The following is a 25,424-nucleotide window of genomic DNA, read 5'->3' as shown; positions in this document are numbered from 1 at the left end:
ATAACTGGCAATCCAGGTGGTCCCATCACCCTGGCAGAAATCAGGTCACGCTGGTCCCATGCTCATGGCAGACGACATCCGTCGCAGCAACTCCTGTACTGAGATGACCGACACCAGCGTTGTGGTCTTGAGCAACCCGTTGAAGCTGTTGCCGAGTGGAGGAATCATCACCCGCAGTGCCTGAGGGAGAACCACCACGCGGAAGACCTTCGTGGGTGACATACCGAGTGCCCGTGCCGCTTCCGTTTGTCCGGTGGGAACCGACAGCAATCCGGAACGCACTATTTCTGACAGGTATGCGGCTTCGTTGAGAACCAGGCCGACGAGTGCCGCCTCGATCACGCCCAGTTTGATGCCGACCTGAGGCAGTCCGGTGTAGATGATCACCAACTGCACCAGTAGAGGCGTGCCGCGCATCAGCCACACGTAGAACCCGGCGACTATCCGCAGGGGTACGAGCTTGGACGATCGCGCGGAGGCCACCACCACTGCGAGAGCGAGTCCGAGGATCATGCTGACTACGGTGAGCCAGATAGTGACCCATGCGCCTTCGAGCAGCTGGGTGCTCGTCAGGATGGAGAAGAATGCGTCCCAGGACCACATGGGGGTGCCTTTCGACTTGCGTTGGTCGGATCAGCTGTCGAGAGGACCGGTGCTGACGGCGATATCGCCCTCGTATCCGGTGACGTCGTACTGCTCGAACAGATCGGGCAGATAACCATCGCTCCTCATCTCCGAGAGCACACGCGCCACCTCAGCGGACGATTTGCTGCCCTTGGCGAATCCCATGGCAAGGGGTGCCTCGTTGATTCCACCGACGGCTGTCTCGAAGCGTCCGTCTTCCTGGTAGAACGACGTGACCGACTCGACGATGGAGGTGCCGTCGAGCTGTCCCGCCGAAAGCGCTTGATAGGCATCGGCATTGGTCTTGAACGTCTGCACCGTCAGCGCTGGCTTTCCTTCGGCTGCAAATTCCTCGGCCATGGCGGTCAACGTGTCGAACTCGTATCCGGGCGCTTCGACCCCGATGGTCTTGCCCGCCAGATCGTCCACGCTCGAGATCGATTCGGGGTTCCCCGACGGCACCGAGATCGAGACTGCCTGCACCTCGTACGGAACGAGATCGATGGTCTCGGCCCGTGCGGGCGTGTAGAACATGCCGGTGTCGATCATGTCCCAGCGGCCGGCCTGCACACCGGGAATCTGTGCCTCGAACTCGATGTTGACGAACTTCGGCGTCAGACACAGGCGCTTGGCGATCTCCTTACCGAGGTCGACGCGCATGCCGATCACGTCGCCGTTCGGATCGACGTACTGCATGGGCGGAAGAGTCGCGTTGGTGGCCATCGTCAGTACGCCTTCTTCGGCGAGGTCCGAAGCACCGAGCGTGGGTGTGCAGTCCGTCGGCGCGGCTGCGGAATCGTCCGAGGAACTACAGGCAGTGAGGCCGGCCACCACGACAGCGATAGCGGCGAGTCCTGTTAACTTGCGCATTGAGCGAGCCTTTCGATATCGACTGCAGCACTACACGTTCGAGGACGGGGCGGCAGCGACGATGACGGAGTGATTCGAGAAGAGCCGATCCTTTGGGATCGATTGCATCAAGCGTCGCAGACGAATTCGGAGGCGTCAACGCGGTTAACACGGCCGACACGCGGTACATCAACTGTTAACCGTTCGCACGTGATCGCGCTCCCCATTCCTGCGATCCGAGAACGTCGATCACAGTGCGGCACACGACGCCCGCTCCACCAGACGAGCACCGATTCGATACGTACGCCCGTCGGGATCGACCGAGTCCTTGATCTGCTGGAACAACAGGTCCATGGCCACGTTGGCCAATTGGGCCGCGCCGTTGTCGACGACTGTGATTGCCGGCTGCCACATCGCGAGCCACGGCATGTCCTCGTGGCAGATCAGCGACAACTCGTCCGGCACCGAGACACCCCTGCCGACGAGCGTGGGCAGGATGCCGAAGACAGCCTCGTGATTGGCTGCGTACAGAGCAGTCATCGCCTGGGGTGCATCCAGTAGCGAGTTGATCGCTTCGGCACCGAATTCGGTGGTGAACGGCCCTTTTCGGACGATCGTCCCGTCGACCGGAATACCTGCGTCGGCCAACGCCAGTCGATAGCCCTCGTAGCGCTCACGCCCGGACGTCGCATCCTCGTTTCCACCGATGTAGCCGATCCGACTGTGCCCGAGCTCGACCAGGTGCGCCGTCGCGTCGCGAGCACCCGTGACGTCGTCTGCCAGCACCGTCGACGCCGAACTCCCCTTGACCGAACGGATCAGGTTGACCACCGCGCGGCCCTGTTCCAGAAGCGCATTCGACGCCGCCGCACTCCGTCCACTGCCGATCACGATCGTGCCGTCCACGCCGTGTTCGCCGAGCATGGCCAGGACGTCGTTCTCTCGCGCCGGATCTGCATCGGTGATGCAGAGCAGGACTTGAAATCCGCCGGCTGCCGCCCTCTTCTGGACCACCTCGGCGACTGTGTGAAAGGTCGCATTGAGCAGGTTGTTCATGACCAGACCGATCAAGTGCGATCTGTTGGAGCGCAGCGCGCTCGCAGCCCTGTTCGGCCGATATCCGAGAACCCGGGCAGCATCCTCGACCGCTGCGCGGGTCTCCGCGGAGATCAGTGACGATCCACTCAATGCGCGTGATGCCGTGCTGCGCGAAACCCCAGCAGCGCTCGCAACGTCGATCAAGGTGACCGCCATCGGTTCTCCGTTCTCTTGCTTCACGCCTCGGACAGACATATTCGACCGCGGTCGCGTTACAAGTACGTTTCCGGCTTGACGACTCGACCACCCCGAAGGCAGTCTATGCAATCGATCCCACAAATGCGGGTACGACGCGTCGTCGATCGTCCCGAGCCCGAAAGGCACTCCCATGAATCGCGATGATGTCGCGTGGTCCGGTTACTGGCCCGCAGCCCCCACACCGTTCACGCAGTCGGGTGACGTCGACACCGAGGCAATCTTCGACCTGATGAATCTCTACGCGCAGACGGGTGTTCACGGTGTACTCGTGAACGGCAGCACGGGCGAATGGTTCAGCCAGAGCGACAACGAACGAAAGACCGTCGCGCAAGCGTCGATCGATGCAGTCGCAGGCCGCTTCCCTGTCGTGATCGGTGTCAGTGCGTACACAGCAGCGCAGTCCTCCGCGCTTGCCAAGCACGCTGCTTCCGCCGGCGCAGACGGCATACTGGCGACACCTCCGCCGTACGTACACACCTCCGCGGAAGAAACATTCCAGTACTACCGAAGCGTTAGTACCGCAACATCGTTGCCGTTCATGGCCTACAACTGGCCTCGTGGCGTTGCGGTCGACATGGGCACCTCACCCGACCTGTTCTCTCGACTGGCCGACCTGGAGAACGTCGTCGCGATCAAGGACAGCACCGGTGATTGGCTCGCCATGCTCGACACCGTCGAGGCCGTGTCCGACCGCGTCCGTGTCTTCGGAAGCTTCCTGCATCGACGCGGCCTTGCCACGCTGCTCGAGCTGGGTGGGGACGGCAACATCGACGGCGGTGGGGTGGGCGCGCCCTTCGCGGTGCCGTTCTACGAGGCCGTCGCTGCACGTGACGCCGACACCGCGCGCATGTGGGTCGATCGTTATCGCGCGTTCTCTGGCCGGCTCATCGCGTCCGACTACAGCGGCGTGTACGCCTCCCCCATCCCCCAGTTGAAGGCCGTGATGAACCTTCTCGGCCAACCGGGAGGCACGGTGCGCGAACCGCTGTTGCCGGTCACCGACGCCGACACGCTTGCCTCGCTGCAATCGGTCATCGTCGAATCGGGTATCGACGATGCCTACGCGACCGCAGGAGCTGTCCATGCGGTCTGAGGTCGACGTTGTTGTCATTGGAGCCGGAATCGTAGGTGCAGCAACGGCTCTCGCCCTCACTCGCGCGGGATCCCGCGTTGCTGTGCTCGATCGCACCCTACCCAACACCGCCGGCTCCGGTACGACTGCGGGCAACCTGCACATCCAGACCATCCATACGCGCAGGCCCGGGCAGGGCACAGCCGTCGATGTAGAACAGCTGCTTCCACTGCAGAAATCGACGAGCTCGCTGTGGAACACACTGGACGAGACGGTGCCCGGTCTCGGGCTGAACCGGTGCGGCGGGTTCATGGTGGCCGAAACCGAGGAGCAGGTCCACGCCCTCATCGCGAAGCACCGATGGGAACGAGCTGCGGGGATCCCGACGGAGGTACTGAGCGGCGACGAGGCTCGACAGGCGCTACCGCTGCTCGGCCCGAGCGTTCAGGCCGCAACCTGGTGTCCGTGGGACGGATTCGCAGAACCCGACCTCGCCGGTCCTGCCCTGTTACGTCAGGCCGTGGCCGAAGGAGCGTCTGTACATCCGTCGACACCGGTCACCGGATTGGCCCGCGACGGTGATGTCTGGACAGTGAGCACCAACGGTGGAACGTGGATTGCACCCGTAGTGATGGACGTTGCAGGTCCGTGGATGGCTCCGATCGCGGCTATGGCGGGGGTATCGCTCGATCTCGTCCCGACCTCGTTGCAGATGCACTCGCTCGATGCCGCACCTCTGACACTCGAAGTGCTGGTGCAGCACGTCGGTGAGGGAATGTCGATCAAACAGGACCGAACGGGACGCCTCGTCCTCGGCGGCGGTTGGCCAGCAGGTGCGTTCCACGACAGCGAGACGGCCCCGAGCAGATCCGACAGCACCACAGGAAATCTGGAGCAGGTTCGACGGCTTCTGCCTGCGCTCGCCCGGAATGCGCTACTCGATACCTGGACCGGCCCCGTGGTCACCACCCCCGACGAGATGCCGGTCATCGGCGAACTCGCCGCAGCCCCAGGCCTCTTCGTGGCCGGCGGCACCTACTCCTTCACCTTCGCGCCACTGTGGGGGCAGGTTCTCTCGGCCCTGGCGCGAGGCACCGAACCCGAGGTCGACGTATCCGCGTTCTCCCCGGACCGTCTCGTCCGTCTTCACACTCACTGAAAGAGGGCTTCACATGGCACTGGTCACGATGTTCGTCAACGGACAAGCGATGTCCGGCGGCACCCTGAACGACGCATTGCACAAGGCGCGATTGGTCGGGAAAGTCGACACCGCCCCGAAATACCGCTTCTTCTCCGTGCGTGACGAATTTCCCGGTCTTCATCCGGTCACAACCGATGGATTCGTAGTACCGGGCGAGCTGTACGAGGTCGAGTACGACGTATTGCGCGACGAGCTCCTTCCCCGAGAGCCGAAGGAACTCGAACTCGGGGTCATCGAGTTGGCGGATGGCTCGGGCTCCCTGTCGATGCGCATGCGTGAGAGCTATCTGACGGCCACGGGCGTCACCGACATCAGTGATCGCGGAGGATGGCTGACCTACCTCGCGAGCACACGATGAAGGTCGTGCGCGGCGGAACGATCGTCGAATCCCATTGGGCTGCTCCGGCAGATCTGCTCATCGACGACGGCAGAGTCGTTGCGGTGCTCAACCCAGGGAGCGAGGTCGACGCGGCAGCGGAGGTCATCGACGCAACCGGTAAACTGGTTATGCCGGGTGGAGTCGATCCGCACTGCCACGTCGGGTTCACCTCCGGCGAATTCACCTCTCTCGACTCGTACCTGGAGTGCACGACGGCGGCCGTCTTCGGCGGCACCACCACGATCATCGACTTCGCTATCCCGCGTCCCGGTCAACAGCCGCTCAACGCTGCCGAGGTGCAGCGAGCGAAAGCGTCGAGCGGACTGTGCGATTCGGCTCTGCACGCCTGCGTCGTCGAGTGGACCGACACCACCGCCGACCAACTGAAAACACTGGCGGACGGCGGTATTCGGACGGTCAAGATGTTCACCACCTACGCCGGTGAGACGATGGCGAACGAACACACCATCCTCAACACGATGCAGGCCACTCGCGATCTCGGCGGAATGGTCATCATCCACTGCGAGTCCGACGCGATCGTCACCGACGCGCAGAACCTCGCAGCCGTATCGGACGGAGTCGATGCCGCACACATGTCGCAGACGCGGCCGGAGCTCGCCGAGACTGCCTCGGTCGCCGCCATTCTCGCGATCGCCGAATCACAGAATGCGCCGGTCTATTTCGTGCATCAGTCGACTCCGGCTGCCGTCGAACTGGTCGCGGACGCTCGTAAGCGAGGGCTCGTCGCCTTCACCGAATCGGTCGCCCACCATCTGATCCTCGACGACTCGGCCTACGAGGGTGAACAACCCGAACGATTTGTCTGCTGCCCACCGCTGCGCTCGGCCGAGGTGGTCGAGAAACTCGGGCGACACCTGTTCACCGGGCACATCACCACCATCGGTTCCGACCATTGCTGCTACGACACCGCACAGAAGCAGGTGCACAGCCACGACGTGCGGCACATGCCCAACGGACTGCCCGGAGTCGAGACGCGTCTTCCGGTGATCTACTCGCACTATGTGGACGGATTGGGTCTGACTGCAAGCAGATTCGTGGAGTTGACCTCGTCGAATCCAGCGCGCACCAACGGCTTGTATCCCCGCAAGGGATCACTGATGCCGGGGTCCGACGCCGATATCGCCATCTGGGATCCCGAACTGGAATGGACGGTGACCACCGAAACACTGCACATGGCGACCGACTACACCCCCTACGAGGGACACCGACTTCGAGGAAAGCCGGTCACCGTGATCGTGGGCGGCGAGATTGTCGTCCACGACGGCGAACTCGTCGACGCCACTCCCCGCGGCCGACATCTCGAAGCGGCACCCCTCGACTTCAGCGGGGCATTCAGCATGTGAGGCCCGGACTTCTACCGTCGACGGGTTCAGCTGCCTCGACGTGGTGCTACTTCGGACTACTTATCGGCGAGAGCTACTGCCGCCGCCAGGTATTCACGTGCGTCGCGAAACGTCTGTGCGACCCCACGTCCCGCGATGGCGTGATACCGACTGATTCGGTCGTCATCGAGAGCCTCGAGGACGGTGCTGGAATCCGCGTGCATCCACCCGCCGTCCCGGACCAGTTCGTGGGCACGCTTGCCGTGCAGGGCAGAAATTCCCTCGACCCTGATCCCCTTCGGATCGGTCGACGCCGCGAGGTAATAGGCCTTCTTGCCCGAGTAGCCGGCCTTGACCTTCTCGCGCAACCGGAAGACGGCATCGGCGGCATCGTCGATCGCCGATGCGTATTCGTCGGAGCCCGATTCGGCGGCGGAGATTCGCGCGATCCCCCCATCGATCGCAGAAAGCAAAGTGGCGAGGTATTCGGGATCGCTCATAGGCCCATGATGCCCTAGAGCAGTGATCTCTAGAACCAGCACCCGACCGGAAGATATCGACACCTGTACAGCTCGGGGATCGACTTGACCGACTGCACAGTTCAGATGCCTGCCGGCAATGTCATGGGCCACTGACGAGGCGGAGCTGTCCGAACGGTTGCCCGCACCACCTGCAGCTTCCACCGACGTAGTCGTGGCCGTCTTCACGTTCGCATTCGGCCACTGCACATCCGCTGCCGCACGAGAGCATCTGGCCACATCGGCACCGCTCACCGTCACAGCCGGGGTGATGAAGTGCTCCCGGCGGCCCAGCGCAGTCGTGGCACTTTTTCCGTCCATTGGGTATTCGACTGGGTCGTCACGTGCAACCCACCGAATCGAGCATTTCCAGTTCACACGCCATGCAGATCGCCATGCCGTCGAGAATCGCACAGGGCACCGACATCGGAATTTCTCGAAGTTCACGCGTCGATGCGCCTCGGCAACGCAGACAAAAAGACGGCTCCGGATTACTCCGAAACCGTCTTCGACCTGCAATGTGTCGGGCTGACAGGATTTGAACCTGCGACCACTTGACCCCCAGTCAAGTGCGCTACCAAGCTGCGCCACAGCCCGCCGCGCCTCGAAAGGCGCTTGCTGAGATTACCCCAGCCCTACCCCTGAGAGGAAATCGCCTGCTCAGGGGCGGGGTCGGGCTACATCAGCGGTTGTTGCCCTTGCCCGGCCGTTCCCGCTTCTCGCGGATACGTACCGAAACGCGGACGGGGCTGCCGTCGAAGTTGAACTCTTCACGCAGACGCCGCTCGATGAATCGGCGGTAGCCGGCCTCGAGGAAGCCGGTGGTGAACAGCACGAATGTCGGCGGCCGGGTGCTGGCCTGCGTCGCGAACATGATGCGCGGCAGTCGTCCGCCTCGCATCGGAGGCGGAGTGGCCGCCACGACCTCCTTGAGCCACGTGTTCAGCCTGCCGGTGGGGACACGCTTGTCCCACGACTCCAGAGCCGTCTCCAGAGCGGGCACGAGCTTCTGGACCGCACGGCCCGTCTGCGCCGAGATGTTCACTCGCTGCGCCCACGGCACCCGAGCAAGATCGCGATCGATCTCCTTCTCGAGCTGCTGACGACGATCGTCGTCCACCAGATCCCACTTGTTGAACGCCAACACCAACGCGCGGCCGGCATCGGCGACCATGCTGAGCACACGCATGTCCTGCTCCGAGATCACCTCGGACGCATCGAGAAGCAGAATCGCGACCTCGGCGGCCTCGATCGCGGACTTGGTGCGCAGCGACGCGTAGAACTCGGCACCACTGGCATGACTGACGCGCTTGCGCAGTCCGGCGGTGTCGACGAATCGCCATGTCTTGCCGCCCAATTCGACCAACGAGTCGACGGGATCGACGGTGGTGCCGGCAACATCGTGCACCACCGAGCGCTCGTCACCCGAGAGCTTGTTGATCAGTGACGACTTGCCCACGTTCGGCTTACCGACCAGAGCGACACGCCTGGGTCCCCCACCGGGGATTCCTTCGCGCGGGGTCTCGGGCAACGCCTCGAGCACCCGGTCCAGCAGATCACCGGTACCGCGGCCGTGGGTCGCGGACACCGACAACGGCTCCCCCAGACCCAGCGACCACAGTGCGGCCACCTCGGACTCGGTGCGTCCGTCGTCGACCTTGTTGGCCACCAACAGAACCGGAGTCTTCGACCGGCGCAGTACTCGTGCTACAGCCTCGTCCGTCGTCGTCGAGCCGACTCGCGCGTCGACGACCAACAGGATCGCATCGGCGGTGTGCATGGCCAACTCGGCTTGGCGCGCAACGGATGCCTGCAGACCCTTGGCGTCGGGTTCCCAACCGCCGGTGTCCTGCACCAGGAAGCGTCGACCACTCCAGTTGGCCTCGTACGACACCCGGTCGCGGGTGACGCCGGGTACGTCCTCGACGACGGCTTCACGTCGTCCGATGATGCGGTTGACGAGCGTCGACTTACCGACGTTCGGACGCCCCACCACGGCGAGAGTCGGTACGGCGACGGCGTCTTCGCCGTCTTCGCCCTCGTTGAGGTCGACGTACTCCCACTCGCCCTCGTCACTCCATATTCCGTCGCCCGCGGTTTCCGCTGCGCCGGAGAAGAATTCTTCACTCACTGCACTGCTCCACTTCTGTCGTTCACCACGAGCAGCAAACGCTCGATCACGCCGTCGAGATCCAGCTCGCTGGTATCGACGATCACCGAATCCTCGGCGGGACGAAGCGGTGACACTGCTCTCGTCGAATCTGCGTGATCGCGGCGTTGCACATCCGCGAGCACGGATTCGTAGTCGTCGTCGCGACCCTGTTCGATGTTCTGTTTGTTGCGACGCTCTGCCCGCGCCTCCGGTGAGGCAGTCAGGAACACCTTCACGTCGGCGTCGGGAAGAACGACGGTGCCGATATCGCGGCCCTCCACGACGATTCGCGTCGACGAGCTCGCGAGGTCGCGCTGCATCTGCACCAACAACTCGCGCACCGCAGGCACTGCGGACACCGCCGAGACGGCCTTGGTGACTGCGTCGCCGCGGATTTCGTCGCTGACATCTTCACCGTCGAGCAACACGGTCTCGGACAGCGGGTCTTTGCCGATCTCGAGGGGAAGCGCCGCAACAGCTTTCGCGACCGCATCCGCATCGGTGGGCTCGACGCCCGAACGGAGAACCCATACCGTCGCGACGCGGTACATCGCACCGGTGTCGAGGTAGCTGGCTTCCAGTGCCGACGCGAGTCTGCGCGATACCGACGACTTACCGGTGCCCGAGGGACCGTCCATCGCCACGACGAGCGCACTCATCACAGGCCTACGGATTCGTAGAGCTTGCCGATCTCGCCGCGACCCAGAACACGCAGTGTTCCTGGACGCTGATCGCCGAGCACGATGTTGCCGACATCGGTGCGCACGAGGCGCCCGACCGGGAATCCGACCTTGTCGAACAACCGACGCACGATGTGCTTGCGGCCCTCGTGCAGGGTCACCTTGACGAGCGACTTGCCGTCCGAGATGTCGAGTAGCTGGAAGCCGTCGACCTTCACCGGTCCGTCGTCGAGGGTGACGCCCTCACGCAGCTGCTTGCCGAGCGTGCGGGGAATGGTGCCCGACAACGTCGCGAGGTAGGTCTTCGAAACCTCGAACGACGGGTGCATCAGGCGGTGAGCAAGATCACCGTCGTTGGTGAAGAGCAACAGTCCCTCGGTGTCGGCGTCGAGGCGGCCGACATGGAACAGTCGCTGCCCCGCCTGAACCCGCTCGGAGACGATGTCGCCGACGCACGGGCGTCCCAGATCGTCGGACATGGTGCACTGCCATCCACGCGGCTTGTTCATCGCGAGATGAACCAGCTCTTCCTTCACCACAACGCGGGTGCCGTCGACACGGACCACGGCGATGTTGGGATCGATGCGGATTCCCTGTTCGGTGACGATGCGTCCGTCCACCTCGACGCGGCCGTCGGCGATCAGTTCCTCGGCGGCGCGACGCGATGCGACGCCGGCCTGTGCGAGGACCTTCTGCAACCGAACACCTTCACCGGCGGGTACGTGCTTGCGCGGTGAGGAATCGGTGTGCTGATGCTTCGCCGGCTTGGCGTTGCTGATCGTGGTCGACGGAACCTGCTTCTTCTGCGGCTTCGGCGGCTTGGGACGCGAGGGCTTCTTGCGAGGAACGGCGTCGTTGCTGCGGTCGTTGACGCCGGTCTCGACGGGCGTGTAATCGGTCGTTTCGTCCTGCTCGATGCCACGGCGAGGGGCAGGTCGAGCTCCTGTTCGAGGAGCTCCGGTACGGGGCGCGCCTGCGCGAGGTCCTCCAGTGCGAGGAGCTCCTGCGCGAGGTCCTCCGGTACGAGGAGCGCCGTCACGGGGCGCAGCGTCGCGGGTGCGATCTCCGCGGCGCGCGTCACGCGGAGTGTCCGACCTACCTGCGGTCGGCTTCCTGCGTGGGTCTTGTCTCTTGTTACGGTCCGGTGTGCCATCACGGCGAGCGGGCTTGTTCACTTGTCTTACCTATCAGTCGTCCGAGTCGAGCTCGGCTGCCGGATCGGGTTTCGATCCGCGGTTCTTGGTGGAGCGGGTCATCCTCGGGTCGGTGTCCATGCTGTCACTGATCTCGTCGATCAGGTCCACACCCGGCAACAGCGGTGCCAGTTCGGGTAGATCACCGAGCGATGCGAGCCCGAGCCGTTCGAGGAACAGCTCGGTGGTGCAGTACATCGTGCCGTTCGTCTCCGGGTCCGTTCCTGCTTCGGAGATCAGTCCACGGGCGAGCAACGTACGCATCACTCCATCGACGTTGACTCCTCGCACGGCGCTGACTCGTGCGCGGGTCAACGGTTGACGATATGCGATCACGGCCAGGGTTTCCAATGCCGCGCGTGTGAGCTTGGACCGAGCGCCGTCCAGAAGCAGCCGTTCGACGTACGGCGCATAGGCGGTTCGGGTGTAGAAACGCCATCCGTCGCCGGCGTAGCGAAGGTCGATTCCGCTGGTTCGTTCGGTCAGTTCGGCGGCCATCGCCGTCAAGGTCGCGCGCACGCGGGCCACCGAGGCACCCACGGCCGAGGCGAGCTGCTCGTCCGAGGCCGGTGTATCGACGATCAGCAACACAGCTTCGAGCGCCGACGCGAGAGTGGTGTCGTCGAGTTCCTCGGAATCGTCGACGTCCTCGAGCTCGAGTTCGGGGTCGGCACTCATGCGTAGTCCTCCTCCGTGACCACGATGGGTCCTTCGTCCTTACCGGTCCAACTCACTCGAAGATCGCCGAGCGGCTCGGGCTGCTCGAACGCGATCACCTGTTGCCGGAACAGCTCCAGCAACGCCAGGAATCGAGCGATTATTTCCACCTGCACCTCGCAGTCCTGCACCAACTCCGAGAACGACGCCCACTCGTTCAGACCTCGGCCTTGCAGATTCTCCAGCAACCATGCCGCCTGCTCGGGAATCGAGACCGCGTGCTGATGAATGTGATCGAGTCCCACCTGGGGAATCGGCTTGGGTCTGAAGGCCGCTGCGGCGATGTCGGCGAACGTGGCCGGGTCGACGCCCAGCAGCACCTCCGGAATCAGATCGGCGTACCTGTCCTCCACCGACACCGACCGCGGATAACGCCGAAGCGCAGCAGCTTCCAGCTCACCGAACAACAGAGCGACCTGCTTGTAGGCGCGGTACTGAAGTAGTCGAGCGAAGAGGAGATCTCGCACTTCGAGCAGCGCCAGGTCCTCGGCGTCCTCCACATCACCCGAGGGCAGCAACCGCGCCGCCTTGAGATCGAGCAGAGTCGCGGCTACGACGAGGAATTCCGTCGTCTGGTCGAGGCCGACATCGGCACCGAGTGACTTGGTGAACGAGATGAAGTCGTCGGTGACGGTGTGCAACGCCACTTCGGTGACGTCCATGCGGTGCTGACTGATCAGCGACAGCAGCAGATCGAACGGACCCTCGAAGTTGAGCAACCGCACCCTGAATTTCGACGGATCCGCGTCGGCGGGAACCTCGATCGGGGCCTCGTCGGCAGCGTCGACGGTCACGGACCCGACCGGTAGATCACCTCGCGCGCCAGGGCGCGGTACGCCTGTGCGCCGCCGGATTTCGGAGCCCACGTGGTGATCGGCTCACCGGCGACACTGGTTTCGGGGAAACGAACCGTTCTGGTGATCACCGTGTCGTAAACGACGTCGCCGAACACCTCGACCACTCGCGTCATCACCTCACGCGAATGCAGTGTGCGGGCGTCGAACATCGTCACCACGATGCCGGCCAACTTCAACCGCGGATTGAGACGATCACGCACCTTCTCGACGGTATCGTTGAGCAGCGCCAAGCCACGAAGGCTGAAGTACTCGCACTCCATCGGGATCAACACTTCGTCGGCACACGTGAGCGCATTGACCGTCAACAGACCGAGCGACGGCTGGCAATCGATGAGCACGTAGTCGTAGCGGTCGAGAATGGGATGCAGCACTCGACCGAGCGTCTGCTCGCGGCCCACCTCGGTGACCAGCTGAATCTCAGCGGCCGAGAGGTCGATGTTGCTGGGCATCAGATCGAGATTCTCGACGCGAGTCCGCATGATGATGTCGTCGGCGGAGACCTTCGCCTCGACGAGGAGGTTGTAGACCGTCAGATCGAGCTCGTGATGTGCGACGCCCAGTCCCGCGGACAGTGCGCCCTGTGGGTCGAGGTCCACAAGTAGTACGCGACGGCCGTAGCCGGCCAACGAGGCACCGAGATTGATGGTCGACGTCGTTTTGCCGACGCCACCCTTCTGGTTGCACATCGCGATGATCTTGGCCGGGCCGTGATTGGCCAACGGTTGCGGATCCGGGACGGTCCGAGTCATCCGACCGGTGGGCCCGAGCTCGTTCGGAGCAGGAATGATGTCGCGTGTCTCCCGACTGGATTCCGGTTGACGCGTCTGGAACAGGCCACCGTCGAGATGTGGATGATCCAGAGCTGACTCCGCCGCTGGCGGCTGCGGTGTCGACACGTTCCAGCGCTCCCCTGTCCCGTTCGTCTTCGAGTAGTTCTGAGAACGCTACCGCTTGGTGCGCCGGCAACGTCATCGGACACGCTGACGCACGGCCGCCGGCCTCGTGCTATCTCGCCCGCGGATGCGCGCCGGCCCACACTTCGCGCATCGTGTTCACGGTGACGAGGGTGTAGATCTGCGTCGTCGTCACCGACGCATGTCCCAACAGCTCCTGCACGACGCGGACGTCGGCACCACCGTCCAGCAGATGCGTAGCGAAAGAATGCCGAAGAACGTGCGGTGAGACCCCCGCGGTGATCCCGGCCCGCACGGCCGAATCCTGCAACACCTGCCACGCACTCTGCCGAGACAACCTGCCGCCTCGGACGTTGAGGAACAGCGCAGGATTCGAGCGCGAGACCAGCCCCGGCCGACCACGCACCAGGTAGGCGTCGACTGCCTCGATCGCGGGTCGACCGACCGGGACGATGCGATGCTTGCCGCCTTTGCCGCGCAGTAGCACCGAGCGAGCTTCGGTGTCGATGTCGTCGACGTCGAGCCCCACTGCCTCGGAAATTCGAGCCCCGGTGGAATACAGCAGCTCCAACAACGCTCGATCCCGCAGTCCGCGCGGAGCATCGGGACCGGCAACCGAGGCCGATTCGAGTAGCGCCACCACCTGATCGACGGGCAGCGACTTCGGCAACCGCTTCGTCGGCTGGGGCGGCTTGACCTCGCTCGCGACGTTGCGCTCGACCATCCCTTCCGCGAGCGCGAACCGGTGCAGACCGCGCACAGCAATCAGCGTCCGAGCCGCCGAACTTGCTGCGAGAGCTGGGAATTCGTCATCACCCCGCCGCAGATAAAGCACGAACTCGGTGATGTCGTTCTCCGAGACCTTCGCCAGATCGGCGATGCCGTAGCCGCCGAGGAACCGCTCGTACCGCACCAGATCGCGACGGTAGGACGACACCGTGTTCGGTGCCGACCCACGCTCGACCACGAGATGGTCGAGGTACGTCCGAATCTGCTGGCCGATCACGGTGACTACTTTCGTGAACTCTTCCGCTTCTCGAATGCTGTCGGCAGATCGGGCCACGGGGCGTCGGCGGGGCGTAGTTCGGTGCCGGCGGCGCGGGCGGCAGCGAATGCGAGCACGCCCGCCACGGCGGACGCGTTCACTATCTCTCCTGCCAGTGCGCGACGGACGGCCTCGTCCATCGGCACGAAGGAGAGTTCGATGTCGGCTTCCTCGTCGTGTGCTTCGGGCCGATCCACCTCTGACAGGTCCTGTGCGAGAAAGATCCGCACGGCTTCGTCGGTGAACCCGGGAGAGGCCAGCACGTCGACCAACACCGACCAGGTACCGGCGGCAAGGCCGGTTTCCTCGGCGAGCTCACGCTGAGCCGCCAGTACCGGCTGCTCCCCCGGCGCGTCGAGCAGGCCGGCCGGCAATTCCCACAGGCGTCGCCCGATGGGATGCCGATACTGCTCGATCATCGCCACACGATCCTGATCGTCGACGGCCAGAATCCCGACCGCGCCGTGATGCTCGATCACCTCACGCTCGGCTTTGCGACCGTTCGGCATCGCGACCTGATCGAGCCGGAGCGCGAGAATGGCACCGAAGTACGGCACCGACGAGTCGAGGGTGGTGAACTCGTGCCGGGGCTCGGTCATCCGACGGTCTCGGCAGTGGCGTCCGACTCCTCTGCCGCCACGGTGTCACCGTGAATGTCGACCGGCAGCCGCTCTGCAGCCTTGTACTTCAATGCCGCATTGATCAACGATGCGAACAACGGGTGCGGACGGGTCGGCCGGCTCTTGAGCTCCGGATGCGCCTGAGTGGCCACGAAGAACGGGTGCACCGACGCGGGCAGTTCGACGAACTCGACAAGGTGGCCGTCCGGAGAAGTACCGCTGAACACCAAGCCGCTCTTGGCAATTCGGTCCCGGTAGTCGTTGTTGACCTCGTAGCGATGACGGTGGCGCTCCGAGACGTTCTCGGTGCCGTACGACGCCGCGACGACCGAGCCCTTCTGCAGGGTGGCCGGGTAGGCACCGAGGCGCATCGTGCCGCCGAGATCGGCGTCACCGGCGACGGCGTCTTCCTGATCGGCCATCGTGGAGATCACCGGATCCTTGGTCTCCGGGTCGAACTCGGCGGAATTGGCATCGGTCAGACCGACCGACCGAGCCGCCTCGATGACCACACACTGCAAGCCGAGGCACAACCCCAGCAACGGAATCTTGCGCGTACGTGCGAACTCGATGGCCCCGAGCTTGCCCTCGATACCGCGGATACCGAAACCACCGGGAATGAGCACGGCATCGACGTCGCCCAACGCGGCCTGCGCCCCCGCAGGCGTCGCGCACTCGTCGGATGGAACCCACTTGATCTCGACCTTCGCGCGATGGGCGAATCCGCCGGCACGCAACGCCTCGGTGACCGAGAGATACGCGTCGGGCAGGTCCACGTACTTGCCGACCAGGCCGACGCGCACGGTTTCGCGCGGCTGGTGGACGCGCTCGAGCAGGCCACCCCAGATGGTCCAGTCGACATCGCGGAACGGGAGACCGAGCTGACGGACGACGTACGCATCCAGGCCTTCCTTGTGCAGCACTTTGGGAATGTCGTAGATCGACGGTGCGTCGGGCGTGGAGATGCAGCCGTCGACGTCGACGTCGCACATGAGCGCGATCTTGTTCTTGAGCCCCGGCGGCACATCGCGATCGCAACGCAGGATCAACGCGTCGGGCTGGATACCGATGCTGCGCAGTGCTGCGACGGAGTGCTGGGTGGGCTTGGTCTTGAGTTCACCGGACGGAGCCAGGAACGGAACCAACGACACGTGCAGGAAGAACACGTTGTTGCGGCCGACGTCGTGGCGCACCTGACGCGCTGCTTCGAGGAACGGCTGCGACTCGATATCGCCGACGGTGCCGCCGATTTCGGTGATCACGACGTCCGGCTGATGACCCTGCAGGTCCGGGCCGTTCATCGCGAGAATGCGACGCTTGATCTCGTCGGTGATGTGCGGGATGACCTGAACGGTGTCGCCCAGGTATTCACCGCGGCGTTCCTTGGCGATGACCGTCGAGTAGACCTGGCCGGTGGTGACATTGGCGAACCCGGACAGATCGCGGTCGAGGAATCGCTCGTAGTGTCCGACGTCGAGGTCGGTCTCGGAGCCGTCCTCGGTGACGAAGACCTCACCGTGCTGGAACGGGTTCATCGTGCCGGGATCGACATTGAGGTAGGGATCGAGCTTCTGCATGGTCACGCGCAATCCGCGTGCGGTCAGTAGCTGGCCGAGGCTGGATGCCGTCAGGCCTTTTCCGAGTGAGGACGCGACGCCCCCACTGACGAAAATGTGCTTGGTGTCGGAACGCGACTGAAGGCGTGACAATGAGGCTCCCGTGACGAGTCTGCAGGGCTTGCTCCTATCAGGGGGCTGATAAGAGAGGTGAAGCGTGGAAATTGGGCCTGCTACCCACGGGACTTCACGGTAACACCAGTACCTACCTCACCGCCAACGACACGCTCGTTCCGACGACGATCAGCTCGCCGGCGCTCCGACGGTCACGGCGTTCGCGTTCGCTCCGGTGCCGTAGCGGCCCGAGGCACCGTCCAGTTGCTCCGCCAGAGCGAGAACCGTGGTGATTCGCCCTGCTTCACGGTCGACGTTGTCGACTGTGCTGAGAGCGGACGACAGCGCCGAATCGGCTCGCACGACGGCGATGGAACCGTTGCCCTCTGCCGCGCCGGATCGGCCGGCCAGTACCGCGCCTGCACCACGTGAATCCAGAGCGCCCGCGAACCGCGCAACGATGGCACCGCGGTTACCGTCCTCCACGTCCGAAGTGCCGGAACCGGTGACGACCACTGCCAACTGAGCGGGCGCGACGGCACCGTTGTCGTACGCGATGAAGCCGCCACTGCGCAGCGTCTCCAGCGCCAGTGAGAGCTCCTCGGGAGTCGACTGCGGCTGGGCGGTCTCCGCGTTGAGCAGCAGTACCGAACCCAGCAGGTCTCCTGCCAGGCTGCCCTGGTCCACTGCTCCGGTGCGCAACTGAACACCGGCGGGAATGACGTTGGTCAGGCGGGTACGAAGATCGTCGCCGTTCGCAGCAGAGACGAAGGAATCGGTCAGCGACACCCGGCCGGTGACGGTGGCACCCGAAGCCCCGATCGACCGCGTGACTCCGTCCACGTCACCGGGATCTGCATCCGGAGTGGTGATGACCACGACGCTGCGATCGACCAACGTGTCTCGCAACACCCGGCCCGATACCGCAGCGTCGAATCCGTCGGCCGAGTTGAGCTGCTCACCGAGCTGGTTGTTGGTCGCCTGCAGATCGTCCACCTGAGTTTCGAGACCGGTCTTGTCGTCTCGGAGGCCCGATACCAGCCCGCTCGAGAGCAGACCCGAACCGAGCACGATGCCGATGGCCAGTGCCACGAAAACCGCGGCCAGCGAAATGGCATGTTGGCGAAGCGAAATCACGAAAGCAACCCCTGGAACCACAGAGCGAACCGGTTCCACAGATCGATTGCCCAATCCAACGCTTCACCGCCGATGTTGGACACAGCCAGCGCCACGATCACGGCAACGAGCGCAGCCAGAATCAACAGCGCGATCGCACCGCCGGACACACGGCTGCGGTACAGCGTCGCAACAGCTTTGGCGTCGACCAGCTTGGCCCCGACCTTCAGACGCGTCATGAACGCGGCCGGATTGGTGTTGCGTCGACCGCGATCGAAGAACTCGTCCAGGCTGGCCGGGCTACCGACCGACACGATGAGGGAGGCCCCGTGATGATCGGCCAACAACAGTGCGAGATCGGCAGCGGCACCGGTGGCCGGGAACGTCATGGCACCGATACCGAGATCCTGAATGCGCTCGAGTCCTTGCGCGTGGCCGTCGGAATCCGCTGGAAGCACTACCTCTGCACCGCATTTGAGCGTCTGCGCAGTGACGTCCTCGGGATCGCCGACGATGAGATCGGGGCGATGACCTGCCTTCATGGCGGTGTCGGCACCCGCGCCGACACCGATGATGACGGGCGAGTACTCCTTGATGAACGGCTTGAGGTTCTTCAGATCCTCGGCGTGCCCGGGACCGTCGGCGACGATCACGACATGGCGACCCTCGAGATCGATGTCGATGTCCGGCACACCGACGCCGTCGATGAGCAGCGGACTCTCGGTTCGGATGAACTCGATCGTGTTGCCCGAGAACGCTTCCAGATGGTCGACCAGACCCGTCTTGGCCTCGATCATCTTGTCCGAGATCGCGGCTTCGCTCTGCTCGTCGCCCTTCGCGAGGCGCCGATCACCGGTGTAGACACCGCCGTCGTTGAGACGAACCTTGGTTCCGTCCTTGATCTTCTTGAAGACCTCGGTGCCGGCCGAGTCGATCAAGATGATCCCGTTGGCCACGATGGCCTCGGGCCCCAGGTTCGGGTAGCGCCCGGAGATCGAGGGCGACGCGTTGACGACCGCGAGCACCCCTGCCTCGACGAGAGCATCAGCGGTCAGGCGGTCCAGGTCGAGCTCGTCGAGCACGACGATGTCACCGGGGCCGACCCGTTTCAGCAGCTTGGCCGTGTTGCGATCGACTCGCGCGATCCCGGTGATTCCGGGCAGCGAATCCTGACTACGTGACAGCAGAGCCGGCATCTTCATGAGAACCATGATGACCCGATCGACACGCCCGACGACGGAGGCGCGCCGAAACAACTACCACACTGATCACATCAGCACCAAAAGTTACAACGCTGCCCGATCGGCGTTTGCGGTGGCCAGCAGCTCCTCGGCATGCGCGCGACCGGTTTCCGTGTCGTCCAGACCCGCGAGCATTCTCGCGAGCTCGACGACGCGCTCCGACGACGACAGCGTCCGAACCCCGCTGTTCGCCGCACCCTTCTTCGCATCGGTCTTGTCGACCACCAGGTGGGTGTCGGCGAATGCTGCGACCTGAGGCAGGTGGGTGACCACGATGACCTGGTGTGTGCGCGCCAACCGGCCGAGTCGACGCCCCACCTCGACGGCCGCGCGACCACCCACTCCGGCGTCGACCTCGTCGAACACCATCGTCGCGCCCTTGTCCGAACCCGCCAGCACCACTTCGAGTGCCAACATCACCCGCGAGAGCTCACCGCCCGACGCACTCTTGCTGATCGGAAGAGCCTGGGCACCGTCGTGCGCGGACAGCCTGAACTCGACCTCGTCGACGCCATTGCTGCCCGCATGCAGTTCGGCCCCGTCCACGACGATCGGAGCCGTGTCGGACGGACCGGCGGGAAGTGCGCGAACATCGATCTGCAGCTTGGCTTTTCCCATGGCCAAACCCGCCAGCTCGACGCTGACCGCCTTCGAGAGCTTCACGGCGGCCTTGGCCCGAGCCGCACTGAGCTTCGAAGCAGCTGCCGCGACGTCGACCGCAGCCGCGTCGACCTTGGCGCTCAACTCGGCGAGCGCATCGGCCGAGGTGTCGATGTGCGAGAGCCGCTCACGGGCCTCCTCCGCCCAGGCGATGACGCCGTCGACATCGGCGGCGTACTTGCGTGTCAACGACTTCAGCTCGGCCTGCCGGTTCAGGATCGAGTCGAGCGCGCCCGGATCGGACGGCAGATCCGTCAGGTACGAAGTGAGGTCTGCCCCGATGTCGCCCACGATCGCCATCGCGTCGTTCAGACGCGGCAGCAGCTCGGTCAGTGCTGCGTCCTCGGCATGTTCGAGGCGAGAGCGAGCCTCGCCCAGTAGATACAGCGCGGACGTCGTGTCCGACGCCTCCTCGGTACTCCCGACCAGCGCCGCCGAGGCACCTTCCGCGGTCTCACGCAGCGAATCGAGATCCCCCAGCCGACGCACATCCTCGGCCACGGAGCGATCCTCACCCGGCTCGGGCGCCAGGGAGTCGATCTCCTGCAGGCCGAACTGCAGCCGATCGGCTTCCTGCGCCAGCTCCCGACTGCGTTCGGTGCGGTCGATCAGCTCGTTGCGCGCGTCGAGCCAAGTCTTGCGCGCGGTGCGGTATTTCGAGACGAGGGACGCCACCGCGTCCCCGGCAAATCTGTCCAGCGCGCCGAGTTGCTGATCGGGACGCAGCAGACGCAGCTGATCGTTCTGACCGTGCACCGTCAACAAGGAGTCGGTGAAGTTCGACAACACCGATGCCGGCACACTGCGCCCACCGAGGTGCGCACGAGAACGACCGTCCGAGTTGACGGTACGCACGGCGATGATCGAATTGTCCTCGTCCCGTTGACCTCCCGAGGACTCGAGCACCTTGTCGACGTCGTCGATCACCTGCTCCGACGCGGTGTCGGTACTGAATCGCCCCTCGACCACAGCACGCTGTGCGCCGAGCCGAACCCGGCCCGCGTCGGCGCGGGCACCCGACAACAGGTGCAGACTCGTGACCACCATGGTCTTTCCGGCACCCGTTTCGCCGGTGAGTACGGTCAGCCCCTCGTGAAACTGTGCGCTGGCACCGGATATGACTCCGAGGCTGTCGATCCGAATCTCTTCGAGCATCCCTACCTCGCTCTCCCCCGCCACCCGGTCACGGGCAGTTCGAATTTCTTGACCATGCGATCGGCGAACGGTGCCGAATCGAGCCGAACCCACTTGATCGGCGACGCTCCCCGCACCACCTCGACGCGAGCACCTGCCGGCAGGCTCAATGTGCGCCTGCCATCGCAGAATACGAATCCCGCATGTCCGCCGGCATCGATCTCGACCGCGATGATCGACTCGGGGCTGGTGACGAGCGGCCGCGCGAACAACGCGTGTGCGTTGCTCGGAATGACCAATATCGCTTCGAGTTCCGGCCAGACCACAGGCCCACCGGCCGAGAACGCGTAGGCCGTCGAGCCCGTCGGTGTGGAGATGAGGACGCCGTCGCACCCGAATGCGGATACCGGTCGGCCGTCGACTTCGAGCACGACCTCGAGCACTCCGAGCCTCGACCCGTTCTCGATGCTGGCTTCGTTCAATGCCCAGCCACGATCGACCACCTGGTCGCCGACGCGAATCGCAATGTCCAGTGTCATGCGTTGCTCGATGCGGTAGTCCCCGGCGATGACGCGGGCCAGGGCATCTTCGAGATGGTCGGCTTCGGCCTCCGCCAGGAACCCGACATGGCCGAGGTTGATGCCGAGCACCGGTATGGACGCTCCTCGCGCGAGTTCGGCTGCGCGCAGGAAGGTCCCGTCACCGCCGAGAACCAGGACCATCTCGCAACCGGCGGCCGCGTCCGGTCCGAACTCGACGACGTTCAGTTTCATGTCAGCGACGAACACGTGATCGTGTTCCTCGGTATCGGAGGCTTCGATCTTCGACGGCTCGACCTCGTCCACGAGCACGCGAAGGCAGATGCCCGCCTCGTCGAACACCTTGCCCACGCGGCGCGCGGTTTCGGCGATGTCCGGTCGACCAGGATGGGCGACGAGAAGAATCTCTCGAGTCGACTCCCGTTCCGGCGCTGCGTGGGACGGAGTCACTGTGGTCCTTCCTCGATCGCGAGCCGGACGAGTTCCGTGATGTCTGCGCGAGGCGAGTCCTCGTCTGCACCTGCCCTCAGCCACAAAAAGTACTCGACGTTGCCCGACGGCCCCGGCAGCGGGCTCGCCGCCACCGCGCGAACACTCAGATCCAAGCCGACGGCCGCGTTCGCAACATCCTCCACTGCCTCGGCTCGCAGAGCTGGATCTCGCACCACGCCACCGGAACCCACGCGATCCTTGCCGACCTCGAACTGCGGTTTGACCATCAACACCATGTCGGTACCCGGCTTCGAGCATGCGACGAACGCGGGAAGAACCAGCTTCAACGAGATGAACGACAGATCCGCGACGATGACGTCGACAGGTCCACCGATCGTGTCGGCGTCGATCGACCGGACGTTGGTGCGGTCGATGACGTGAACGCGGTCGTCGGATTGCAGACGCCACACCAGCTGCCCGTATCCCACATCAACGGCAACGACCTCGCGCACTCCACGGCTGAGAAGAACATCGGTGAACCCACCGGTGGACGCCCCGGCGTCCAGACAACGAGCCTGCTCGACGGTCAACCCGAGCGGCTCGAAGGCGTCGAGGGCACCGAGCAACTTGTGCGCCCCGCGGGAGGCCCACGAGATCTCGTTGTCTTCTTCGGCCACCAACAGCGGTGTGCCCGGCTCCACCGCGGTAGCGGGCTTCGAGGCCACCGTCCCGGCGATCTTCACCCGGCCCGCTTCGATCAACTCCGAAGCGTGCTCGCGAGATCGGGCGAGTCCACGACGAACCAGTTCGGCGTCGACACGTGCGCGACGAGCCATGTCAGGTCTTGTCGACGGTGTTCAGGGCACGAACGAGTACTTCGTGCGCTCGGTCGAGCAGACTCGCGTCGCGCGCCAAGGCCTCGGAGTCCACGGCCTCGGATCCCTCGTCGTCCGCCGACTCGATGGTGAGCTGATTCAACAGCGAACCGACCTCGGTGCGAATAGTCTCCGGATCTGCCGACGACTCGTCGACGACACCGCTCGGCCGGTGCTGTCCTGGTAGTGGAATAGGCGCGCTCATCGCCTCTCACGCTATCGGATGGGTCCGACGAACGCCCGATCGCCGCCGCTCGCCGAACGCTGCTGTCGAACGCAGCGTCAACAGCCGAGTAGCGAACGCAGATCGCCGAGTCGATCTCCCTCGAAGCGAACATCCGAGAACGTCGAACCGGACCAGGCGACGTGCAGTGTGGCGAGCGCCCCCTCGAACGCATCCGGCTCACCGTCCCCGCTGTACTGCACGGACAGCACCTCGTTCTCGATGCCGACCGTCCAATCGGTCTTGCTGCCGACGCTCGACGACATCTCGTCCTTGTTGAGGACTCCGAGATCGGGGCCGATGTGAGTGGGGCGCAAATGCCGAGGAGCATGCAACAACTCCGCAGCGGTACTCACGCCGGTCAATACCAGCAGCGACGGTAGATCGATTTCGTTCGCTCCGGCGATGTCGGTGTCGAGCCTGTCTCCGACGACCAGTGCCGAACGTGCTCCGCTGCGCTCGATGGCGTCGTGCATGATCGGGGCGGCGGGCTTGCCTGCCACGATCGGCTCGATCTCGGTGGCGTTGCGCACCGCTGCGACCATCGAGCCGTTCCCCAGAACGAGTCCCCGCTCGGTCGGCAGGGTTGCGTCGATGTTCGTTGCCACCCACAGTGCACCTGCACGGATGACGAGGACAGCCTCGGCAAGAATCTTCCAGCCTGTATCGACCGAATGCCCCTGCACCACCGCGACCGGATGGTCGTCGGCAGATCTGACCGGTTCGAGACCTACCTTGGTGATCTCGTTCGCCAACGCGTCGGTACCGACGACGAGCACGCGGGAACCTGGGTCCAACTTGTCAGCCAACACACGGGCACCGGCCTCGGAACTGGTGACGACGAACTCTGCCGTGGTGTCGAACCCGAGACCACGCAGATGTTCGGCAACGTCCTCGGGGGCACGACTGGCATTGTTGGTGACAAAGTACTGCTTTTCCGCACCACCCGACAGCGCTTCCACTGCACCGGGAATGGGGTCCTTGCCTGCGTACACGGTGCCGTCGAGGTCGAGTAGCAGAACGTCATGGAGGTCGCGCAGCGCGGTCACTGACCGCCTCCGGACAGCTCCTCGACCCGCTCTTCTGCGTCGGTCTCACCATCGACGTCGGCTGCAGCGGCATTGAGGAACCACTTCACACCTTCGTCGACGCGACCCGCCGCAACCAGCGCATCTGCGTAGACGTAGAACAAGCGAGCGGCAGCCGTGCCGGAGCGCGACGCGTCGAGGTCAGGGGTCTGCAGCGTGACGACGGCCTGGTCGTACTGGTTCAGATCCATTCGGGCACCTGCCACGACGATCCGAAGCTCCGACGCTTCCTCGCCGGTCAACTCACGAGCCTCGTCACTGCGACCGAGTTCGATAGCGCGCTCGGGGCGTCCGAGTCCGCGCTCGCAGTCGGCCATCACCGCGATGAGGCCCGGTCCGCCTGCCATCCGTCGGGCAGCGCGAAGCTCGGACAGTGCTTCGGCCCACTCACCGGCGTGGTACGCCGCGATACCTGCGGTTTCACGCACTACGGCAATGCGGCCGGCGCGCTGACGAGCAGCGCGCGCATGCAGCAGCGCCAACTGCGGATCGTCGTCGAGCAGTCTGCTGGTCATCACGAGGTGACGTGCGACGGCGGTGGCGTTGTTCTTGTCCAGGCTCAACAGGTCTCGACGCACCGCTGGTTCGAGCTGTCCGGCTTCGACCTCGTCGGGCAGATCCGGCTCATCGGGACGCGGCGGTCGACGGTCGGACGGTGAGCTGTTTCCGCGCCGGTCTCCGGAGAATCCGCCCTCACCGCCACGCCTGCGGGGAGGACCGTCCGAACGACGCGGGTCGCCGCGGCGGTCCTGAGCGCGGGGGTTGCGGTCTCGGGACTCGCTCGGGCGGTTGCCGCCGTCCCCTCGGGAGGGGCGACGATCGTTGTTGTCTTCCGACACGGGCGTCCTTTCGGATTTCGGTACAAACGCAAAAAGGGGACCCACCAAGTGGGTCCCCTTCTTACAACGGGTGTTCGGCGGTGTCCTACTCTCCCACACCCTGTCGAGTGCAGTACCATCGGCGCTGGAGGGCTTAGCTTCCGGGTT

At 64.4% G+C, this 25,424-nt stretch carries 25 protein-coding genes, 1 tRNA gene and 1 rRNA gene; 4 read left to right on the top strand and 23 right to left on the bottom strand.

Annotation, left to right across the window (positions count from 1 at the left end):
* Positions 1-45: 45 nt before the first annotated feature.
* The 3 genes from R3P93_RS24225 to R3P93_RS24215 form a co-directional block, all read right to left on the bottom strand.
* A complete protein-coding gene (locus tag R3P93_RS24225; protein WP_317534338.1) occupies positions 46-603 on the bottom strand; it encodes an amino acid ABC transporter permease in 558 nt (185 codons plus the stop codon).
* Positions 604-633: 30 nt separating this feature from the next.
* Positions 634-1,494: an ABC transporter substrate-binding protein gene (locus R3P93_RS24220; RefSeq protein WP_094641656.1), complete on the bottom strand. Its 861-nt coding sequence runs from the start codon at positions 1,492-1,494 to the stop codon at positions 634-636.
* 228 nt (positions 1,495-1,722) lie between these two features.
* Positions 1,723-2,727, bottom strand: coding sequence for a LacI family DNA-binding transcriptional regulator (locus tag R3P93_RS24215; RefSeq protein WP_317534337.1), 1,005 nt, complete (start codon positions 2,725-2,727; stop codon positions 1,723-1,725).
* 172 nt (positions 2,728-2,899) lie between these two features.
* On the opposite strand from R3P93_RS24215, the gene R3P93_RS24210 reads away from it, so the two are divergent.
* Genes R3P93_RS24210 through hydA form a run of 4 tightly spaced genes read left to right on the top strand, consistent with a single transcriptional unit; the run spans position 2,900 to position 6,785 of the window.
* On the top strand, positions 2,900-3,862 hold the full coding sequence (locus tag R3P93_RS24210; protein ID WP_317534336.1) for a dihydrodipicolinate synthase family protein: 963 nt from the start codon (positions 2,900-2,902) through the stop codon (positions 3,860-3,862).
* Complete coding sequence (locus R3P93_RS24205) at positions 3,852-5,000, top strand: NAD(P)/FAD-dependent oxidoreductase (RefSeq protein ID WP_068051025.1); 1,149 nt, start codon at positions 3,852-3,854, stop codon at positions 4,998-5,000. Before R3P93_RS24210 ends, R3P93_RS24205 begins: the two co-directional genes overlap by 11 nt.
* Positions 5,001-5,013: 13 nt before the next feature.
* The gene (locus tag R3P93_RS24200) at positions 5,014-5,400 is read left to right on the top strand and encodes an allophanate hydrolase-related protein (protein WP_068051023.1); all 387 of its coding nucleotides are present in this window, start codon (positions 5,014-5,016) and stop codon (positions 5,398-5,400) included.
* Positions 5,370-6,785: a dihydropyrimidinase gene (hydA, locus tag R3P93_RS24195; protein WP_317534335.1), complete on the top strand. Its 1,416-nt coding sequence runs from the start codon at positions 5,370-5,372 to the stop codon at positions 6,783-6,785. The genes R3P93_RS24200 and hydA overlap by 31 nt, the downstream gene beginning before the upstream one ends.
* Positions 6,786-6,841: 56 nt before the next feature.
* Here hydA and R3P93_RS24190 read toward each other — a convergent pair whose 3' ends face one another.
* The 20 genes from R3P93_RS24190 to rrf all read right to left on the bottom strand — a co-directional run.
* On the bottom strand, positions 6,842-7,264 hold the full coding sequence (locus R3P93_RS24190) for a phosphate acetyltransferase (RefSeq protein WP_317534334.1): 423 nt from the start codon (positions 7,262-7,264) through the stop codon (positions 6,842-6,844).
* Positions 7,265-7,805: 541 nt separating this feature from the next.
* Positions 7,806-7,879, bottom strand: a tRNA-Pro gene (locus R3P93_RS24185).
* Positions 7,880-7,964: 85 nt separating this feature from the next.
* Positions 7,965-9,413 carry a ribosome biogenesis GTPase Der gene (gene der, locus R3P93_RS24180; protein WP_037189204.1) on the bottom strand — a complete coding sequence of 483 codons (1,449 nt, stop codon included), beginning with the start codon at positions 9,411-9,413 and terminating at the stop codon, positions 7,965-7,967.
* A complete protein-coding gene (gene cmk, locus R3P93_RS24175) occupies positions 9,410-10,093 on the bottom strand; it encodes a (d)CMP kinase (RefSeq protein WP_094641581.1) in 684 nt (227 codons plus the stop codon). Before cmk ends, der begins: the two co-directional genes overlap by 4 nt.
* Entirely contained in the window at positions 10,093-11,289 is a 1,197-nt protein-coding gene (locus R3P93_RS24170) for a pseudouridine synthase (protein ID WP_082898852.1), read from the bottom strand. The genes cmk and R3P93_RS24170 overlap by 1 nt, the downstream gene beginning before the upstream one ends.
* A 12-nt stretch (positions 11,290-11,301) precedes the next feature.
* The gene (scpB, locus tag R3P93_RS24165; protein ID WP_094668762.1) at positions 11,302-11,985 is read right to left on the bottom strand and encodes an SMC-Scp complex subunit ScpB; all 684 of its coding nucleotides are present in this window, start codon (positions 11,983-11,985) and stop codon (positions 11,302-11,304) included.
* Entirely contained in the window at positions 11,982-12,818 is an 837-nt protein-coding gene (locus R3P93_RS24160; RefSeq protein WP_037189201.1) for a segregation and condensation protein A, read from the bottom strand. Before R3P93_RS24160 ends, scpB begins: the two co-directional genes overlap by 4 nt.
* Positions 12,815-13,777, bottom strand: a complete 963-nt coding sequence (locus R3P93_RS24155) for a ParA family protein (protein ID WP_068051009.1) — start codon at positions 13,775-13,777, stop codon at positions 12,815-12,817. The genes R3P93_RS24160 and R3P93_RS24155 overlap by 4 nt, the downstream gene beginning before the upstream one ends.
* A 109-nt stretch (positions 13,778-13,886) precedes the next feature.
* Positions 13,887-14,801 (bottom strand): site-specific tyrosine recombinase XerD, encoded by a 915-nt coding sequence (gene xerD, locus R3P93_RS24150; RefSeq protein ID WP_317534333.1) that lies wholly within the window; start codon positions 14,799-14,801, stop codon positions 13,887-13,889.
* Positions 14,802-14,806: 5 nt separating this feature from the next.
* Complete coding sequence (locus R3P93_RS24145) at positions 14,807-15,439, bottom strand: NUDIX hydrolase (protein WP_317534332.1); 633 nt, start codon at positions 15,437-15,439, stop codon at positions 14,807-14,809.
* Positions 15,436-17,169 carry a CTP synthase gene (locus R3P93_RS24140; protein ID WP_317534331.1) on the bottom strand — a complete coding sequence of 578 codons (1,734 nt, stop codon included), beginning with the start codon at positions 17,167-17,169 and terminating at the stop codon, positions 15,436-15,438. The genes R3P93_RS24145 and R3P93_RS24140 overlap by 4 nt, the downstream gene beginning before the upstream one ends.
* 150 nt (positions 17,170-17,319) lie before the next feature.
* Positions 17,320-18,267, bottom strand: coding sequence for a copper transporter (locus R3P93_RS24135; protein WP_094632063.1), 948 nt, complete (start codon positions 18,265-18,267; stop codon positions 17,320-17,322).
* On the bottom strand, positions 18,264-19,448 hold the full coding sequence (steA, locus tag R3P93_RS24130) for a putative cytokinetic ring protein SteA (RefSeq protein WP_317534330.1): 1,185 nt from the start codon (positions 19,446-19,448) through the stop codon (positions 18,264-18,266). The genes R3P93_RS24135 and steA overlap by 4 nt, the downstream gene beginning before the upstream one ends.
* A gap of 84 nt (positions 19,449-19,532) precedes the next feature.
* A complete protein-coding gene (recN, locus tag R3P93_RS24125) occupies positions 19,533-21,302 on the bottom strand; it encodes a DNA repair protein RecN (protein ID WP_068051017.1) in 1,770 nt (589 codons plus the stop codon).
* 2 nt (positions 21,303-21,304) lie between these two features.
* Positions 21,305-22,270 carry an NAD kinase gene (locus tag R3P93_RS24120; RefSeq protein ID WP_068051001.1) on the bottom strand — a complete coding sequence of 322 codons (966 nt, stop codon included), beginning with the start codon at positions 22,268-22,270 and terminating at the stop codon, positions 21,305-21,307.
* Complete coding sequence (locus R3P93_RS24115) at positions 22,267-23,088, bottom strand: TlyA family RNA methyltransferase (protein ID WP_068051000.1); 822 nt, start codon at positions 23,086-23,088, stop codon at positions 22,267-22,269. The genes R3P93_RS24120 and R3P93_RS24115 overlap by 4 nt, the downstream gene beginning before the upstream one ends.
* 1 nt (position 23,089) lies before the next feature.
* Positions 23,090-23,332 carry a hypothetical protein gene (locus tag R3P93_RS24110; protein ID WP_317534329.1) on the bottom strand — a complete coding sequence of 81 codons (243 nt, stop codon included), beginning with the start codon at positions 23,330-23,332 and terminating at the stop codon, positions 23,090-23,092.
* 77 nt (positions 23,333-23,409) lie between these two features.
* A complete protein-coding gene (locus R3P93_RS24105) occupies positions 23,410-24,399 on the bottom strand; it encodes an HAD-IIA family hydrolase (protein ID WP_317534328.1) in 990 nt (329 codons plus the stop codon).
* Entirely contained in the window at positions 24,396-25,277 is an 882-nt protein-coding gene (locus R3P93_RS24100; protein ID WP_082898853.1) for a tetratricopeptide repeat protein, read from the bottom strand. The genes R3P93_RS24105 and R3P93_RS24100 overlap by 4 nt, the downstream gene beginning before the upstream one ends.
* Before the next feature lie 72 nt (positions 25,278-25,349).
* Positions 25,350-25,424: ribosomal RNA gene (rrf, locus tag R3P93_RS24710) — 5S ribosomal RNA — on the bottom strand; the annotation flags it as partial.

This window comes from Rhodococcus cerastii (assembly GCF_033042195.1).
GTDB lineage: Bacteria > Actinomycetota > Actinomycetes > Mycobacteriales > Mycobacteriaceae > Rhodococcoides.
Note: the sequence above shows the minus strand (reverse complement) of the source record. Positions and strands in the feature narration are given on the sequence as shown.